This is a genomic window from Halanaerobium hydrogeniformans (genome assembly GCF_000166415.1).
GTDB classification, from domain to species: Bacteria; Bacillota; Halanaerobiia; order Halanaerobiales; family Halanaerobiaceae; genus Halanaerobium; species Halanaerobium hydrogeniformans.
Map to the genome: position 1 here is coordinate 1447432 of NC_014654.1, position 18457 is coordinate 1465888.

Below are 18457 nucleotides of genomic sequence, written 5' to 3' on the forward strand. Positions count from 1 at the left end.
CTTATTTAGTTTTACTTTACTACTTAAATATTATATTAAAATTTATTATTAAAGTCAAGATAAGCAACTTAAAAAATCATCTATTGGTCTGTTAAACAGCTAACTTTAGCTTAGATTTCATTTTTAATATCTTTTCTCCCCTTGATATACTCACTATAACTTTCCTATCTTGGCAGTTTTAGATAAAATGCTGGAAGCAGCAAAAGATAATATTCAGATGATGTATAAAAACGCAAGTGATTTTTAAATAGCAGTAAAATGGCAAAATTGCATTAAAAAAAGGAAAGCCGAAAACATCCGACTTCCCTGTCATATCAATGGAGCTGATGACCAGACTTGAACTGGTAACCTGCTCATTACAAGTGAGCTGCTCTACCAATTGAGCTACATCAGCATATTATTTTATATTAATTGAAAAATGGCAGGGGAGGCAGGAATTGAACCCGCAACCAACGGATTTGGAGTCCGCTACTCTGCCAGTTGAGCTACTCCCCTAAACGCATGTATTTTCAATCAAGCAATAACTATTATAATAGAGTTATGGTTTAAGGTCAAGTGTTATTAAAGCGATTATATAACTTTAAATTAATTTAAGTCAATTATACTCTGCTTTACGCTAAAATACTTCGCTTTTATACTGAAAATCTATTAAAAAATTACTAAGATAATATTGATTATTTCTCCTCTATTGTTAATATGTTTCTATTTACTTGCAAAAAGATTGAGAATATATTATCATTATATCGTAAAAGATGAATATTTACTTAAAATGAGGTGGTTATAAAATGGAAAAACACGATTTGATTGTTATTGGTATGGGACCTGCTGGAATGGCAGTTACAGCGATGGCAGCAAATATGAACTTAGATGTACTTGCAATTGAAAAACATAAAGTTGGTGGAGAATGTTTAAATTATGGCTGTATTCCCAGCAAAGCTTTACTTAAAGCTGGTGAGGCAAATGAAGTTACAAGAAACTTAAAACAATATGGAATTAAATTAGATGCAAAAACTGAAATTGATGATCCTTTAGAGGTAGTTCGAAAAAAGGTTAATCAAATTAGTGGGGCAAAAACAATGAAGGCTTTTGAGAGGGCTAATTTGATAGTTGATCAGGGAGCAGCTAAATTTGTAGATAAAAAGGTTATAGAAGTTGATGGGCAGAAATATACAGCAGATAAAATATTTATTGCAGCTGGAACAAGGCCTATGATACCTCCTATTCCCGGTTTAAAAGATGTCTCTAGATTAACTAATTTAAATATATTTGAACAGAAAGAGATTCCAGAAAAGCTAACTATTATTGGTGGAGGAGCAATTGGATCTGAGATGGCCCAGGCCTTCTCTAGACTTGGTTCGGAGGTAAATATATTTCAAATTGATAATCACCTTGTTCCTTCAGGTGATGAAGAAGCAGGCAGAGTATTGGAGGAGAAATTCAAAAAAGAAGAAATTGGAGTATTTAATAGTACAGGAATAGACAAAGTAGAAGAGAAAAACGGCAAAATTATTACTCATACAGAAAAAGGAATATTTGAATCAGATGAAATTCTTGTCGCTGCAGGAAGAGAAATATATCTTGAGCCTTTAGAACTCGGTAAGGCAGGGATTGAATATGATCAAAATGGAATCGAAGTTAACAGCCGTTTAGAAACAAATGTCAAAGGTGTTTATGCAATAGGTGATTGCAATGGTATATCAATGTTCTCTCATGCCGCTATGCATCAGGGGATGCTTGCTTTAATGAATGCGATAAATCCTACTCCAATCAAACAATTCAAATATGAAGATTTTGTTGTACCCTGGTCTGTTTTTACAAAACCAGAAATTGCACAGGCAGGTATGACAGAAAAAGAAGCTGAAGAAAAAGGCCTTGATTTTCAGGTAATTAAATCTAAATATGGGGATTATGGCAGAACTATTGCTGATGGTAAACCTGAAGGATTTGTAAAAGTTATCTGCAGCAGTAAAGGTAAGGTATTCGGGGCCACAATCGTTGGAGAAGCAGCAAGTGAATTAATCCAGGAATGGGTGCTTGCAATTCAGCATAATCTTTCAATGTTTGATATTATGATGACTCAGCATTCCTTCCCCACCATTTCTCTTTTAAATAAAAGGGTTGCAGAAAAATGGATGATGGGTAAAACTGATTCAGGTATAGTAACAAAACTAGCTAAAAAATTTATATAAGAGCTTTAATTAAAAGCAGGTCTCGAGCCTGTTTAAATAACAGGTGTTAAAATAAGATTAGAATTTGATAATATACAATTTATATATTCATATGAGGTGGTAAATTAATGCAAAAAAATATTAAAGCAAACAAAATTGCTGTAATTGGAGCTGGGAACGTTGGAGCTACCACAGTTTATGCTCTGATGGCTCAAGGTATTGGCTCAGAGATTGTTTTAATAGATATTAACCAGGACAAAGCCGAAGGTGAGGCGATGGATTTAATGCATGGCTCTTCTTTTGTTAAACCTGTTGATATATATGCTGGTGATTATGAAGATCTAAGTGATGCTCATTTAATTATAATAACTGCTGGAGCAGCTCAAAAAACTGGAGAAACTCGACTGGATCTCATCAAAAAGAATACTGAAATATTTAAAAATATTATTCCTTCGATTACTGAATACAACCAAGATGCTATTTTGTTAATTGTTACAAATCCAGTTGATATTTTAACCTATCTAAGCTGGAAATTATCGGATTATCCAGCTAAAAGAGTTATCGGTTCTGGAACTGTATTAGACAGCTCACGCTTTAAATCTTTATTAAGTAAACATTGTGGTGTGGCTGCAAATAATGTTCATGGATATATTATTGGAGAACACGGAGATAGTGAGGTGGCTGTCTGGAGTTTAACCAATATTGCTGGAACTAAGCTAAAAAATTACTGTCCAATTTGCGACAAAAATTGCCATACTAATGAACTTGAAAAAATTGCTGAAAATGTTAAAAATTCAGCCTATGAGATTATAGATAAAAAAGGTTCTACTTTTTACGCAGTTTCTCTAGCTGCTGCTAGAATCGCCAGAGCTATTTTAAGAGACGAAAATGCTGTTTTAACAGTATCAAGTTTAATGAAAGGATATTATGGTATCAATGATTTAAGTCTTAGTTTGCCAACTGTTGTAAACTCTACAGGTATAGAAAAAGTTCTAGATCTACCCCTTGCTGAATCTGAAGAAAAAGATCTTAAAAAATCAGCTGCTCAATTAAAATCCAATCTTAAAAAATTAGATATTTAATATAAAAAGGATGCCAGCTGGCATCCTTTTTAATATTTATTTTATTTCTGTAGATTAAGCATCTAAAGCCTGCAGATCACTATTTAATTGGGCAAATACATAAATAGGTGCACAACCTTGGTATTCAGTTACATCTGCTGCTACTTCCATTGCTTTTTCTACTTCTTCTCTTGATCCAAACTTTTTCCAGCAATCTCCAACAACAAATAAATGCTTACCTACAGCATCATTATAATCTAGAGATGGAACTCCACCTGCAATTATTAAAGATTCTCCATTTTCTTCTACAAATCTTTCGGTGTCTACTCCACCTTTAAAGCTATCCATAGCTCCTCTTATATATTTATAACAGCCTGGACAGGTCTGCTGGATTAAAACATCTATTCCAGGAATAAGTCCAACTGGATTACTTGATGGACGTTTAAAGAAACGTCTTACACTATCAGCTGAAACACCTACAACTTCTATTTCTTCTAATCTCATTTCACCCTGGCCTTCAGAAAAGGCTATTTGAGTTGAAGGAACTTCATGAGGTTCATAGCCCATAACATAAGAAGTTAGTGCATCTACTGCTACTGTATCTTCACCAGCAATTAGAAGATTCATTTCAACCGGGGTACCTGCATGAGGTCCCTGACCTTCCATAGCTATAATAGAATCCACAATTGTTAAGTCAGCTCTCCTTATTCTTAATAAGTCTGCAATTTTTTGGTCTAAATCTATTCTATGAGTATCCTGTTGTTCTCCGGATGGATGTACATTAGGTATAATTCCCTGCCAGTTTTTAAGTCCTAATGTAACAGTACCACCTAGGTGGGTTTTCATCTTAGGTAAATTAATAACAACATCAGCATCTAAAATAGGTCTGAATACAGATGCCTTTTTAAACACTTTTGCCATTGGAATATCAACTTGTACAGATGCTTCTTCATCAAAATAAAGAACTCTATCTGCACCACCTCTATAGGCAGCTTCTTCCATTTCAGCAGCTTTAAAAGCAGGTTTTGCTCTACCTACATGTTTACCTAAAGATGGATTGTCACCTACCCATACTTCTCCAGCTTCAGATTCTTCTTTAAGTAAAGAAACCAAAGCTTCAATTACTCTTGGGTCGACAACTGAGAAACTCTCTGGTGGAGCTAAAAAGGCAAGGTTAGGTTTAATTAAAACTCTGTCTCCATTTTTAATCAAATTACCAATACTACCTACACTTGCTTCAATAACTTCTTTAAGTTTAATTTTTATCTCTTTAATATCTTCGTCATAACGAGTAAAGTTTCCACCAATAAATTCTTCATTGCCTTTTAAAGAATCAAACTTAGAAATTGCTACTTTTGCACTCATTTAGTATCCCCCTTATTAAGATTTAGTCAGAATTTTGCAACAATAATTAGCAAAAAATTTTTAGATAATCACCTGCCTTTCGTGAAAATTTATATTTACTTAGCAATGCTAAGAAGATTATTAAATAACTAAAATTCACGCTCTTTTGATAATAGCAATAACTTCCGGTGGTTTTGCAGCTTGATTAATAAATTCATATTTTAAAACATTATATTTCTTATAGTCTAAAGCTTCAACGAAATCGATAATAGCTTTTTCTTCTTTTAAACCACCTTTATGACCTTTATATATTACTAATATTATTATACCATATTTTTTCAGAAAATCTAAACTTTTTTTTACTGCCTCTAGAGTGGATTGAGCTTTTGTTATTATTGACTTATCTCCTCCTGGAAGATATCCTAAATTAAATAAAACTAAAGACAGCTGATTTTCATTAATATATTTATCTAAATTAGCATGAGAATCATGGATTACTTTGACCTGAGCTTGAAGATTATTTTTTTCAAGTAGTTTTTGAGTGTTCTTAACAGCCTTTTTTTGAATATCAAAAGCAAGTATTTCTGTGTTTTGATCTGTAAGTTCTGCCATAAATAGTGTGTCTTTTCCGTTTCCAGCTGTTGCATCTATTAAAATAGAATCGGTGTCTAAATGTTTTTTTATTAAAAAATGAGAAAATTCAACTGCATTCATAAAATCATTTTTCACTTATTTGCCTACTTTCTAAATTTAAATCTTTATTTTTTAGTTTTATTTTTTTGGGAAAATTTTTGGATAAGAACTTAAATTGTTGATTATCAGTTAAATCAATTTTTAAAGGTGTTATTGAAATATTTCCCTTTAAATATTCTGAAATATCGGTGTTATCATCTTTTAATTTTTTGTTGCTACCATTTAACCAAAAATATTTATTACCAAAAGGATCTTCTCTTTCTACAAAACTATCAATATATAGAGATTTGCCCAATTTAGTTATTACAATATCAGCTTCATCATTAATCTCAACAGGAAAGTTAATATTTAGCAATAAATTTTTATCATCAACTAAAATTTTATCAGAATCCAGTAAATCAACAATATATTCAGCTGCTTTTTTAAAATCGCTTTCTTCAGTATAATTCATAGAAACAGCCAGTGAGGGAAATCCAAGCATCGAACCCTCTATTGCTGCAGAAACTGTCCCTGAATATAATATTTCTAATCCTAAATTAGGACCATGATTGATACCTGAAATAATCAAATCAGGTTCAAAATCCAATAATTTTTCTATTGCTAATTTAACACAATCAGCAGGTGTTCCATTTACACTGTAGACTGTTAAATCAGGTAACGAAGATCTTTTAATTTTGAGTGCTCTAAGTGGATCATGTAAAGTGATCGCATGTCCAGAAGCACTCCTTTCTCTATCTGGTGCAGCTACCGTAACATAATGCCCATTAGCAGATAAAACTGTCGCTAAATCTGTAATACCATCAGCATATACTCCATCATCATTAGTAAGTAAAATTTTCAATTTGCCACCTTCTGTATAATGAAAATAGGGAAGAACATTATACATTTCCTTTCTTTAAAATATTGAATAGCTTTAGCTTCTGCTGTAAATTTTTTATCAGCCAGGTCTGCTCTCCCTATTAGCCATATCCAGCAGCCAAACTGATATAAAACTCTTATTTAAATATTATTATTTTTGAAATTAATAATGTCTTTAAATAGCGAAAATTATAATATAATTGAGTAAATAGTATTTAATCTACTTAGATAAGCAATAGTAGTCTATAAATGAAATTGAACTTACTGAATAGATAATATATACTATTAATTGTGCTTGTGAAAAACATCCGCCCTCATCGTCTAGGGGTCTAGGACACCAGGTTTTCATCCTGGCGGCAGGGGTTCGAATCCCCTTGAGGGTACCAAATTGGAGGGGTGCCCGAGTGGTTAAAGGGAGCAGACTGTAAATCTGCCGGCGATGCCTACAAAGGTTCAAATCCTTTCCCCTCCACCATTAATTTTATATTTTGTAAGAATATTTAAACACCCATCAAATAGGGTGTTTTTGTCATTCTCTTAAATTGTTAATTTCTACATCTTCATCCCCAATCAAAATTTCAATTTCACTTATATCTCCGGTCCCAGTCCAGGGCCCATACTGCTGATTATTTATTTGAGCAGTAACAGCCGCTGGTCTTCCTATCCGCATATATAAAATCTCTTCTGGTTCATATTCTAGACTATCTCCAGCCTGTAACAGACCACTAAAAACTGTTGCTCCATCTAAATCTACTCTTAGCCAGACTAAATCATCAGCATTAATAGTAATATTATTATCTATTACAGTCTCTGCATTTTCTACTTCCTCTTGATCAGGATCAGCAGTTACTTCTTGATTTAAGTCGGTTAAGCTTTCTTCAGAGCTGAACTCATCTTCTGTACCAAACTCTAAACTACTATCATCAATAATTATTGCAGGACTTTCAGAAATATTAATTTGTTCATCCAAAATATCACTTTCTGCTATATCGATAATGGCCTCTTCTTCATTCAGCTGAGCATCATTTAATATTCCTTCTAAACTAGTATCCAAAACATTTAGTTCTTCTTCAATACTACTGCTTATTAAAAGGTTTTCTTCTTCAATATAAGTAGCAGTTAATTCTTCGCTTTCTTCCTGTTGATCTACAATCTCTGTATTATTATCACCATCATCTAAAATTAAATGATCAGCACTGCTAAAATATTGAAATGCATAAATTGAGGCTAAAATAATTAAAAAGCCTAAAGATATGAACAAAATAATTTTAAAAAAACTTTTTAGTTTTCTCTTTCTGCCTCCACCTGGCTTTATATTTGTTCCACTTAAATAGTCTTCATGTATATTCTTTTCTTTTTTTTCTTCAATATTTAAAACAGCATAATTTTCCAGGAGCTTTTGATAATTAATATCAACTTCTCTTGCATAACCCTTTATAAAAACTTTTAAATAAACCGAACCTGGCAGTCTATCAAATTCATTTTTTTCTATTGCTTCCAAATAAATCTTTCTGATTTTAGTTTTTTCCTGAATATCATCCAGGCTTAACCCCTTTTCCATCCTTGCTTTTTTTAATAACGTCCCCAGTTCCAACTCTTCCAATGGAATGTCCTCCTTTAAAATATATCATAAATATTATAATAATAAATTGCAGTATTTTATATTAATTTAGATTAATTTAATAGATATTTTTATTCTCTTATTCATTATAACATACTTTGACAAATTATTTAATACTATGTTATCAATATTCGAGATTCTTTATCAAAATACCTTCATAATATTAAAAATATTTTGATAAAATAGAGTAGGACCAGCCTTTCGGCTGGGACCCTTCGTCAAACTGCACGTACGGTTCTCCCGTATACAGCTTTCCGTCAGTCGTTGCCCCGTCTCAAGGAATAAGTCTTCGTCGCTGTGTTACCACAGCTGTATATTTTAGCCCTCTAGGACAATCTAGTAAGTAGTGAAACGAGTCCCTTCTTCCTGAAAAAGGAATTGGGGATTCTTTTGTTTTGATTCATAACTGCTTTCTTCACATTTCCATGGCCGAAATAGTTAGCCCAGCCATATATTTTAGCATTTAGTCTCTTGATGATTGAGTCCACTTTCCAGGGCTGATTTCTCTTAGTAACTTTTCTAACTTTGTCTTTGAATTTCTCTAAAGACTTCTTTCTCGGTCTTTTGTATCTCCAGGCTATGAATTCAAATCCCAAAAATACAAAACCTTCACCAAAGTTAGTTATTACTGTCTTTTCTGGATGCAGTTCTAATTTTAGTTTTCCTGTAATAATTTCCTTAACTACCTCATAAGCTCTTTTAGCTTTCCTTTTTGACTTTGTCATTACTACAAAATCATCAGCAAATCGCACCAGTTTGTATCCTCTTTCTGTCATCACCTTATCAAACTGATGCAGAAAGATATTTGCTAGCAGTGGCGATATTACGCCACCCTGAGGGGTGCCTTTTTCTGTGGGTATATATTCTCCATCTTTCATGACTCCCATGGTCAGCCACGATTTTATTATTTCAATTACCCAACCATCTGTTACTTTTTGTCTGATAAATTCTATTAGAAGCTTATGATCTATATTATCAGCTGCGTTTTAGGTTCTCACCAATCGCCCCCTCTGACATATTACTACTGAGGTTATGGTGTTTCTAGCCTACCACCTTTGAGATTAGATTTCTCTCTACGGCTACCAACTGACCCACTGCTTTAAGCAGTGTTTAAACCATTAAAATCTGTCTACCACTCCTGTATTATCTTCAACTTCGACTGCGCTGGCTGTCCTTTGCTAAACTGGCTTTTTCCTCCTTCAGGTCGCCCTGCTATCACCAGACCAGTTATTATCGCTACTATTGAGGCCATCTGAACTCTGTATCTACTTTATCTTGGTTTTCCCGTTCAGGTTATGTCTCGACTTACTAAAACTAGTTTCAGTCTTAGATAAATACAGAACTCCTCCGGTCAATTATTCCATCTTACTGTCATTCCAACCCTAATCACACCTGTAAATCCGGCCTAGATTGCATGGTTGTTATGCCGGCATTGAGCTTCTTCGTTTACTTGGCGAATCACCATTTACAGATGCCACCTCTGGTTCACATAATGTTCTGGACTAACAGCACGTCTCAGACTCTTCAGATTCCACCTCACGGTAAACAACCTGTCACTGTTGACTTCTACATGATACATGCCACAACATAGATAGGAATTCCACCTACTATCAGAATAATTTTTACGGAGCACACAAGCAAGATAGGACAGCTTTAAGCTGTCCTATAATATATAATATATATTTGAATTCTATTTTTCACCTTTATAATAAGGTTTCCCAGAAGCTCTTGGAGGAATAGATTTACCTATAAATCCAGCTAAGACTACCAGAGTTAAAACATATGGTATAGCACTAATTAATTCTGAAGGAATAAAAACAAAATCAACCCTAACTGCTATAGCTTCAGCATAACCAAATAACATTGCAGCTCCAAAAGCACCTACAGGATGCCATTTACCAAATATCATGGCTGCTAAAGCTATAAAACCTCTCCCTGCAGACATTTCTCTTACAAAAGCACTGCCATCACCTATCGATAGGTGAGCACCTGCTAGACCAGCCAGTAAACCACTTATAAGCACACAAACAAACCTCCACAGATTTACATTAATACCAAGTGTATCTGCAGCTGCTGGATGTTCTCCAATTGAGCGAATCCTTAAACCCCAATGAGTTTTATAGAAAATAAACCAGACAATTGGAACTAAAATTAATGCAATATAAGTAATCGGATTAAATCTTACTCCAAGTACCCTTAAAAATGGTAATCTCATAACTCTTGGTGAAGTTCCGCGTACTCTAAAGAAAATCTGAAGTAAAAATATTGTAATTCCTGATGCAAAAATATTTATACCAGTTCCTACAACAATTTGATCGGCTTTAAAAGTCACACAGACCAGAGCAAAAATGGCTGCAAAACTAATTCCAGCAAGCATTGAATATAAGACTCCTATCCAGGGATTACCGGTACTTGCACTTCCATAAACAGCTGCAAATGCACCAATAAGCATCATACCTTCTAAAGCGATATTAACAACTCCTGATTTTTCAGAAAAAATTCCACCTAAGGCAGCTAAAATCAAAGGGGTTGCAAAGCGAAAACTTGCCAGTAATAAAGAGATTGATAGCATTTGCCTAATTGTATCCATTATTCAACCCCTCCTTTAGCTTTTCTTTTAGCAAGATAAACTTTTAGTACCTGTAAACTTGCAACAAAGAAAATTACTAAAGCCTGTATAATCATTACAATATCTGATGGTACACCAGCAAATTGCATTTCAAGTCCACCCTGAGCTAAAGCTCCAAATAATAGTCCACCAAAAATTACACCAATTGGATGGGTCTGACCGATCAAAGCAACTGCAATCCCGGTAAATCCGTGTCCGGCATCCATACCTGCCATAAAGCTTAGATGGGTTCCCAGTGCTTCTCCAACTCCTGCCAGTCCTGCAACTGCACCACTTATAAACATGGCTAAAATAACTCCCTTACTGGGATTAATTCCACCATATTCTGCACCATCTGGATTAAAACCAACTGCTCTCATTTCATAACCAAGCGTAGTTTTAAAAAGTAGAAACCATAAAATTATTGCAGATATGATAGCAAAGATAAAATTTATATGTAAACGTATACCAGGTTGCTCAAAAATTTCAATAAAAGGTATCCTGCCAAAAATCACATGATCTACCATATCATTAAAACGCAGTAGAGCAGCACTCTCCAGGATTCTAGGTGTTGCCTGCCTTCCAGTCTCTCTAAAATAATTTATCCCATAATTTATTGTAAGTGCGATCGCGATATTGTTTAACATTATGGTCGAAATTACTTCATGCACATCCATTTTAGCCTTTAAAAATCCAGGAAGACCACCCCAGATTCCACCAACCAAAACTCCTGCTAAAACTGCAAAAGGCAGATGTATAAAACCAGGTAATGAAGTAAAGTAAAACCCAACTACACCAGCTGTGAAACCTCCCATTAAAAGCTGACCTTCTGCACCTATATTAAATAATCCTGCTCTAAATGGCAGAGCTACTGCAAGCCCAGTTAAAATTAATGGAGTAGAACGCCAGAGGGTATTTAAAATTGCTCTGAAATCGCCAAAAGCACCTTCATATAAAGCTGAATAAGCTGTTATTGGAGATTGTTCTGTTAATAGGATAAAGAAAATCCCAAAAATAAGTGCAATTATAATAGATAATAAAGATAAGCCTAAATTAATAAGTATAGTTTTAACTTTATCGACTAGATTATTCAAGCGTTTCACCTCCAGCTTCATCAGCTTTAGAACCGGTCATTAATTTACCAAGTTCCATTTCATCTGTTTCTGAAGCTTCTAAAATATCAACTATTTCACCTTCGAAAATTACTGCAATTCTATCACTTAAAGATAAAATTTCACTTAATTCAGCAGAAACCAATAATACGGCAGCTCCATTATCTCTTCTATCAATAATTTGTTTATGTATAAATTCTATAGATCCTACATCAACACCTCTTGTCGGTTGAGAAGCAATTAATAATTCTGGGTCATGAGAAAATTCTCTTGCTACAATTAGTTTTTGCTGATTTCCACCAGACAAATTTTTGGCAAAAGATTGCATTCCTGCACCTCTAATATCATATTCTTTAATTAATTTAGTAGTATATTTTGCTATATTCTCATAATTCATGATTCCTTTTTTTGAAAATTTATCTAAATCATGATATCCCAAAATAGTGTTTTCTTTTAAATCGAAATCCATGATCAAACCATGTTTGTGTCTATCTTCAGGTATATGGGCAACTTTTTCTCTTTTTATCTTACGAGCAGTATAATTTGAGATTTCTTTATTTCTCAATTCTATAGAACCACTTTTAATCTCTCTCAAACCCGTTAAAGCTTCTACCAGCTCAGATTGTCCATTACCTTCAACTCCTGCTATACCTAAAATTTCTCCTTTTTTTACTGAAAGAGAAACATCTTTTACAGCAGGAAGTCCACGATTATCATCAACTTTTAAATTTTTTATATTTAAAATTTCTTCAGTAGGTTGAGCTGGTGTTTTTTCTACTTTCAATAATACCTGTCTTCCTACCATTAATTCAGCTACATCTGCTTCTGTAACTTCATTAGTTTCAACAGTGTCAACACTTTTGCCATCTCTTAAAACAGTAATTCTATCTGATATAGCTTTTACTTCTTTAAGTTTATGGGTGATAAAAATTATTGTTTTACCCTGTTTTTTTAAAGAACGAAAAATTTCAAAAAGTTCTTTTATTTCTTGTGGGGTTAAAACTGCTGTAGGCTCATCAAAAATGAGTAATTCGGCACCTCTATAAAGAGTTTTTATAATTTCTACTCGCTGCTGCATTCCTACCGAAATATCCCTTATTTTAGCATCAGGATCAACAAAAAGCCCATATTTTTTAGAAATATCCTGTACCTCTTTTTTTGCTTTCCTTCGGTCAAGCATTAAACCTTTATTTTTTCGAGGCTCATTACCCAAAATTATATTTTCCGTAACAGTTAGCGGTTGAACCAACATAAAATGTTGGTGAACCATGCCTATTCCCAGGTCAATAGCTTTTTGAGGATCTTTCAATTTAACTTTCTTCCCTTTATAATAGATTTCGCCTCCATCTGGATCATAAAGACCATATAAGATATTCATTAAAGTAGTTTTACCTGCACCATTTTCACCAACCAGTGCATGGATTTCACCAGTTTTAATTGATAAATTAACATTATCATTTGCTTTTACACCTGGAAATAATTTGGTGATATTACGCATATCAAGAAAATACTCTTCCCTGGCCATTCTTATTCCTCCCTGAAAAATACTTAATCTAAAAAAATAGGACCCTGCATAACAGCAGAGCCCTTCAACTTTAATTATACTTTAAAGAGAATATTATAGTTCATCAGGTCTGCCTATTTCTCCCCAATTGTCAACTTCAATTTCACCATTGATAATCATTTCTTCAATCTCAGCTATTTTTTCAGCGTGAGGAGCAGTAAGCTCTTCTTTCATTTCTCTAATTATTTCTAATTCTTCTTCACTAATAATTCCTTCTTCATAAGCCTGAATTTCTTCTACAGCTAATTCTTCTAAATCGGTAATTCCAACTCCTTTATCAGCAAGTGTGAAATACAAGTTTTGTCCACCTTCATAAGTACCATCAACAACAGATTCTACTGTTTCATATACAGCATTATCTACTCTTTTTAACATACTTGCAATTACATGGCCTGGAGCGACATGGTTCTGGTTAGAGTCAACCCCAATTGCATAACGATCTTCTTCTTCAGCGGCTTCAAAAACTCCGGTCCCTGTTCCACCAGCAGCATGATAAATTACATCAGCACCATTATCGTACATACCGAGTGCAATTTCACGTCCTCTAGCAGGATCACCAAAGTCATCTGCATATCTTATTTGAACCTCAATATCTGGATTTATATATTTAGCTCCCTGATAAAATCCACCTTCAAAACGGTGAATCAAGGCAAAGTCAACTCCACCAACATAACCAACATTGTTTGTTTCACTAACTAAAGCTGCCAGAGCACCTGCTAAAAATGAACCTTCCCATTCTGCAAAGTTCAGACTGACAACGTTATCTAAAATATCAGGAAATGCTTCATCAACATGGGCAAAATTAACATGTGGATAATCCATAGCAACTATTTCTAAGCTATCAGACATCTGGAAACCTACCCCAATAACCAGATCATAACCTCTCTCTGCAAAACGACGCAGAGCAGTTTCATCTTCTGCAGGGTCAGCAGGCTCAATATAATCAAATTCTATGCCGAGTTCACTTTCTGCTCTCTGCAAACCACGATAAGCAGCATCATTAAAAGAAAGATCACCAAGCCCACCAGTTGAAAGCACAATTCCAACTCGGGTATCCTGAGCAGAAGTTGCTTCTGGAGCTGCAGCAAAAACCACCATAAATATAAAAGCAAAAACAACAGATAATGCTAAAACTTTTTTAAACAAAATTTTAACCCCCTTGTATATTTTTTTATACTTCTAAAAATTTTTAAACACAATTATAATATAACATTTTTTTATTATATTTGCAAGATAAATAGTTCCGTAGAAAATAGCGTAATCCTTGCTAAATTAAGCTTTATCGCGAAATTTATTCACTTATTTAAAATCTTCATCATTGGAAATATCAAGATCCATTATCTTATCAAGGTCTTCAGTCTCAACAAGGACTTCTCTTGGTTTACTGCCAGCATAAGGCCCTACTATACCATCTTCTTCCATTTGATCGATCAATCTAGCTGCTCTAGAGTGACCTATATGTAATCTTCTCTGCAGCATTGAAATTGATGCTCTATATTTTACTACCAGTTTTACTGCATCCTCATATAACTCGTCCTGTTCATCATCTAAAGAAAGCTCTACTTCTTTTATATCATCTTTTTCTATTTCATACTCTGTTTTCGCCTGTGATTTTACAAATTCAGTTATTTTATTTAATTCAGGATCAGTTAAGTAGGCACCCTGAATTCTCATCGGTTTTTGCATACCAACCGGAGCAAACAACATATCCCCATTTCCTAAAAGCTTTTCTGCTCCTCCCATATCTAAAATAGTTCTTGAATCAGTAGCAGATGAGACTGCAAAAGAAATCCTGCTGGGAATATTAGCTTTAATCAAACCTGTAATCACATCAACTGAAGGCCTTTGAGTTGCAATAATTAAATGGATACCAGCAGCTCTTGACATTTGAGCTAAACGGCAAATATTGTCTTCTACCTCATTAGCTGCAACCATCATTAGATCAGATAACTCATCAATAACAACAACAATATAAGGTAACATATCATCTTTTGCAGCACACTGCTGATTATAAGATTTAATACCTCTGCTCGCTGTTTTAGAAAAAAGGTCATATCTATCTTCCATCTCTTCAACTAGTAATTTTAATACATTAGCCGCTTTTTTGGGATCTGTAACAACAGGGGTAAGCAAATGAGGTAAACCCTGATAACTATTTAACTCAACCTTTTTAGGGTCGATCAAAAGAAGCTTGACTTCTTCAGGGGTAGCCCTAAATAATATACTGCTGATCAAAGTATTTATACAGACACTTTTTCCTGAACCTGTTGCACCAGCAACCAATAAGTGGGGCATTTTGCTTAGATCAAAGACAACTGTATCCCCATCTATCCCCTTACCAAGGGCAAGCTTTAATTTACCTTTAGAACTCTGAAATTCTTCAGATACAACAACATCTCTAAAAGATACTGTTATATCATTACCATGAGGAACCTCAATACCTACAGCAGCTTTACCAGGAATTGGTGCTTCAATCCGAACATCTCTTGCTGCTAAAGCCAGGGCAATATCATCTGATAAAGTAACTATTTTACTTACTTTTACTCCTGTAGCAGGCTGAATCTCATATCGGGTAATTGTCGGCCCATGGTTTACATTTATAACCTTTGCTTCCACTCCAAAACTACTTAATGTTTCTTCTAAAAGCTGACTCTTATTTGCTAGCTGGGCCCTTTTTTTACCATTGTCATTTAAAAGCGAAATCCCGGGTAATGTATAATCACCATGTTTTTCACCTTCGTCTGTTATATTATCAGATTGATCTTTACTGATATCAAAATTCTCAGTTAAGGAACTACTTTCCTGTTTTTGAACACTCTTTTTTCTTGCTTTTCTTTTCTGCTTTGTATTAATATTTTCTTCAACTACAAAACTGTCTTCTTGCTTATTTTTTGAATTATAATTAGCTTTGCTGTTGCAATCTTCTTCAAATTCGTTAGGCTCTTTTTTCTTTTTAACACTTTTAAAAAATGAAAATACTTTATCTTTTTTTGCTCCAAGCTTCTCCCTTAATAGATTAAATTTATTTTTGATAGCCTGAACTGCTTTTTTGGGTAAAAGCAGTAACGACTTAATTTTTTTAAAAATAGTATCCAGAAATAAGTCAAATAAAAGCATTAAGCCGATCAACATTAGCATAGACAAAATTATGTATGCCCCATTGTAGGCAAATAATTCAACTAAAGAATAGCTAATACTGCGTCCAATTATTCCCCCTGCATAACCCTGTCTTAAGTCAATTATTTGATTTTGATAATTATTTAAATCAATAATAGATATAATAGTAATAAAAGTAATGATAAATCCAAGCAGCCGGCTAGAAAAAATTATCTTTTTGGCTCTAATCAGCTTAATCCCCCAATAAATAAATATAAAAGGTAAAATATAACTTCCACTACCCACTAAATAATAATAGGCAGCACTTATACTATCACCAATTAAACCTGCAGAACTACTGAAAATAGCAAAAAAACTTATAGCAGCAAAAGTAATTAAAAATAAGCCCAATAATTCATTTTTTCTTTTTTCAAGTTTTAAATCTTGTTTATTCTTAGCCACAGCTGCACCCCCTTTAACTTTTTTTCTTTAAATACCTTTATAATTAATATAATTATAACACATTTAGAAACATATGTTCAAGAATTGGCCAAATTTAAAACCAGCTGGATTTAACTCACAGCTGGTTAATTTATAAATCTAGCTTAAATTATTATACCTCCATTATAACAGGTAAAATCATTGGATTTCTCTTGATTTTTTGGTAGACATAATTATTAAGTGAATTTCTAATTGTATTCTTTAAAACTGACCATTCTGTGACATTATTTTCTTCACATTCTTTAAGTGCATCTTCAACCCTTTGGGTAGCAGCTTCAATTAATTCTTCAGATTCTCTAATATAGACAAAACCTCTGGTAATAATATCCGGACCAACCAGAATATTACCTTTTTTATCAATTGTAACTACAACAATAATAATACCGTCTTCAGAAAGCATCTTTCTATCTCTTAAAACTATATTACCAACATCTCCAATACCTAAACCATCTATCAATACATCACCTGATTGGACATTATCCTTTTTAGAAACTTTATCTTCCGCAAAGTTTATCTTATCTCCAACATCAGCAATATAAATATTATCTCTAGGAATACCGACTTCTTCAGCCAAATTTGCATGTTTATAAAGATGTCTGTATTCTCCATGAACTGGAACAAAGTATTTTGGCTTAACTAGATTTAACATTAGTTTTAATTCTTCTTTACTAGCATGTCCAGATACATGAACACCTGATACATCTTCATAAATAACATTAGCTCCTCTTCTAAAAAGCTTATTAATGGTCTCTCCTACATATTTCTCGTTTCCAGGTATCGCAGAGGCTGAAATCATAACTGTATCTCCCTCTTTGATATTGATATGATAATGATCACCACGGGCCATTCTAGTTAAAGCTGCCATGGGTTCTCCCTGACTACCGGTTGTAAGCAGGGTTACTTCATTATCAGGCAGACTAGAGCAGTCCCTGATATCTACAATCATATCTTCTGGAACCTGAAGATAACCAAGTCGGCGCGCAATATCAACATTATTAAGCATACTACGACCTGTAAAAGCTACTTTTCTATTATACTTAAATGCAGCATCTACAACCTGCTGAACACGATGTATATTAGAAGCAAAAGTAGCAACAATTATCCTTTCTTTGGCACCTCTAAAAATCTCATCAACAGTTTCCCCAACAACTTTTTCAGATAATGTATAACCATCCCGTTCTACATTTGTACTATCTGAAAAAAGGGCTAAAACCCCTTCTGGGCTATCACCTAGTTCAGCAAATTTATGAAAATCTGCCACTTCTCCATCGACTGGAGTTTGGTCAAATTTAAAGTCACTTGCATAAACTATCGGTCCAAGGGGAGTATGGATAGCCAGGGCACAGGTATCGGCAATACTGTGATTAACTCTAATAAATTCTACAGTAAAATTACCAACCTGAATTTCCTTTCCAGAGTGAACTATTTTTAATCTACAATCTTTTAAAAGCCTATGTTCCTTTAAATTGCCCTCTAAAAGACCAAGAGTAAGTTTAGTCCCATAAATTGGTGCATTAATTTCTTTTAACAGATATGGTAATCCACCAATATGATCTAAATGACCGTGGGTTAAAACGATTCCATTAATCCGATCCTTGTTTTTAATCACATATTCGAAATCAGGAATCACTAAATCAATTCCTAATAAATCATTTTCTGGAAATTTAACTCCCGAGTCAATTATCAACATATCTTCTCCAATTTCCAGAACCCACATGTTTTTTCCAATCTCTCCCACTCCACCGAGTGTTGTCATAGTAACATTTTTTATTTTATTTTTATCATTCATTTAAAAAACAAAACACCTCCATATTTTTATAAAACATAAACC

At 33.8% G+C, this 18457-nt stretch carries 13 protein-coding genes and 4 tRNA genes; 4 read left to right on the forward strand and 13 right to left on the reverse strand.

The genetic code is table 11. The features are described 5' to 3' along the window. Positions 1-318: 318 nt before the first annotated feature. A tRNA-Thr gene (locus tag HALSA_RS06480) sits at positions 319-394 on the reverse strand. 25 nt (positions 395-419) lie between these two features. Beyond that, a tRNA-Trp gene (locus HALSA_RS06485) sits at positions 420-495 on the reverse strand. A gap of 290 nt (positions 496-785) precedes the next feature. Here HALSA_RS06485 and HALSA_RS06490 point away from each other — a divergent pair. Continuing rightward, entirely contained in the window at positions 786-2189 is a 1404-nt protein-coding gene (locus HALSA_RS06490; RefSeq protein WP_013405795.1) for a dihydrolipoyl dehydrogenase family protein, read from the forward strand. 107 nt (positions 2190-2296) lie between these two features. Then, complete coding sequence (locus HALSA_RS06495; protein WP_013405796.1) at positions 2297-3250, forward strand: L-lactate dehydrogenase; 954 nt, start codon at positions 2297-2299, stop codon at positions 3248-3250. Positions 3251-3304: 54 nt separating this feature from the next. On the opposite strand, the gene HALSA_RS06500 is transcribed toward HALSA_RS06495, so the two are convergent. The 3 genes from HALSA_RS06500 to surE form a co-directional block, all read right to left on the reverse strand. Next, complete coding sequence (locus tag HALSA_RS06500; RefSeq protein ID WP_013405797.1) at positions 3305-4594, reverse strand: DUF362 domain-containing protein; 1290 nt, start codon at positions 4592-4594, stop codon at positions 3305-3307. Between the two features lie 135 nt (positions 4595-4729). Beyond that, entirely contained in the window at positions 4730-5302 is a 573-nt protein-coding gene (mnmM, locus tag HALSA_RS06505; protein WP_013405798.1) for a tRNA 5-(aminomethyl)-2-thiouridylate-methyltransferase MnmM, read from the reverse strand. Then, a complete protein-coding gene (gene surE / locus HALSA_RS06510; protein WP_160143058.1) occupies positions 5292-6107 on the reverse strand; it encodes a 5'/3'-nucleotidase SurE in 816 nt (271 codons plus the stop codon). Before surE ends, mnmM begins: the two co-directional genes overlap by 11 nt. 327 nt (positions 6108-6434) lie before the next feature. Here surE and HALSA_RS06515 point away from each other — a divergent pair. Together HALSA_RS06515 and HALSA_RS06520 are read left to right on the forward strand one after the other, a co-directional pair. Next, positions 6435-6510, forward strand: a tRNA-Glu gene (locus HALSA_RS06515). A 4-nt stretch (positions 6511-6514) separates the two neighbouring features. Next, positions 6515-6599 (forward strand) — tRNA-Tyr (locus HALSA_RS06520). 54 nt (positions 6600-6653) lie between these two features. Here the strand turns inward: HALSA_RS06520 and HALSA_RS12455 are convergent. From HALSA_RS12455 to HALSA_RS06560, 8 genes are all read right to left on the reverse strand, one after another. Continuing rightward, positions 6654-7727: a helix-turn-helix domain-containing protein gene (locus HALSA_RS12455; RefSeq protein ID WP_013405800.1), complete on the reverse strand. Its 1074-nt coding sequence runs from the start codon at positions 7725-7727 to the stop codon at positions 6654-6656. 344 nt (positions 7728-8071) lie between these two features. Next, positions 8072-8716: a reverse transcriptase domain-containing protein gene (locus tag HALSA_RS06530; protein WP_274377484.1), complete on the reverse strand. Its 645-nt coding sequence runs from the start codon at positions 8714-8716 to the stop codon at positions 8072-8074. Between the two features lie 719 nt (positions 8717-9435). Then, on the reverse strand, positions 9436-10335 hold the full coding sequence (locus tag HALSA_RS06535; protein WP_013405801.1) for an ABC transporter permease: 900 nt from the start codon (positions 10333-10335) through the stop codon (positions 9436-9438). Next, a complete protein-coding gene (locus tag HALSA_RS06540; protein WP_013405802.1) occupies positions 10335-11447 on the reverse strand; it encodes an ABC transporter permease in 1113 nt (370 codons plus the stop codon). The genes HALSA_RS06535 and HALSA_RS06540 overlap by 1 nt, the downstream gene beginning before the upstream one ends. After that, the gene (locus HALSA_RS06545; protein ID WP_013405803.1) at positions 11440-12990 is read right to left on the reverse strand and encodes an ABC transporter ATP-binding protein; all 1551 of its coding nucleotides are present in this window, start codon (positions 12988-12990) and stop codon (positions 11440-11442) included. The genes HALSA_RS06540 and HALSA_RS06545 overlap by 8 nt, the downstream gene beginning before the upstream one ends. A gap of 93 nt (positions 12991-13083) precedes the next feature. Next, a complete protein-coding gene (locus HALSA_RS06550; RefSeq protein WP_013405804.1) occupies positions 13084-14175 on the reverse strand; it encodes a BMP family lipoprotein in 1092 nt (363 codons plus the stop codon). A gap of 153 nt (positions 14176-14328) precedes the next feature. Beyond that, entirely contained in the window at positions 14329-16587 is a 2259-nt protein-coding gene (locus HALSA_RS06555; protein WP_013405805.1) for an FtsK/SpoIIIE family DNA translocase, read from the reverse strand. 151 nt (positions 16588-16738) lie between these two features. Next, complete coding sequence (locus tag HALSA_RS06560) at positions 16739-18415, reverse strand: ribonuclease J (protein WP_013405806.1); 1677 nt, start codon at positions 18413-18415, stop codon at positions 16739-16741. Positions 18416-18457: the final 42 nt, after the last annotated feature.

Bases quoted from the DNA above. Each gene is read 5' to 3' on its own strand.
- HALSA_RS06490 (WP_013405795.1), top strand. From the start codon at position 786: ATGGAAAAACACGATTTGATTGTTATTGGTATGGGACCTGCTGGAATG.
- HALSA_RS06495 (WP_013405796.1), top strand. From the start codon at position 2,297: ATGCAAAAAAATATTAAAGCAAACAAAATTGCTGTAATTGGAGCTGGG.
- HALSA_RS06500 (WP_013405797.1), bottom strand. From the start codon at position 4,594: ATGAGTGCAAAAGTAGCAATTTCTAAGTTTGATTCTTTAAAAGGCAAT.
- HALSA_RS06535 (WP_013405801.1), bottom strand. From the start codon at position 10,335: ATGGATACAATTAGGCAAATGCTATCAATCTCTTTATTACTGGCAAGT.
- HALSA_RS06545 (WP_013405803.1), bottom strand. From the start codon at position 12,990: ATGGCCAGGGAAGAGTATTTTCTTGATATGCGTAATATCACCAAATTA.
- HALSA_RS06560 (WP_013405806.1), bottom strand. From the start codon at position 18,415: ATGAATGATAAAAATAAAATAAAAAATGTTACTATGACAACACTCGGT.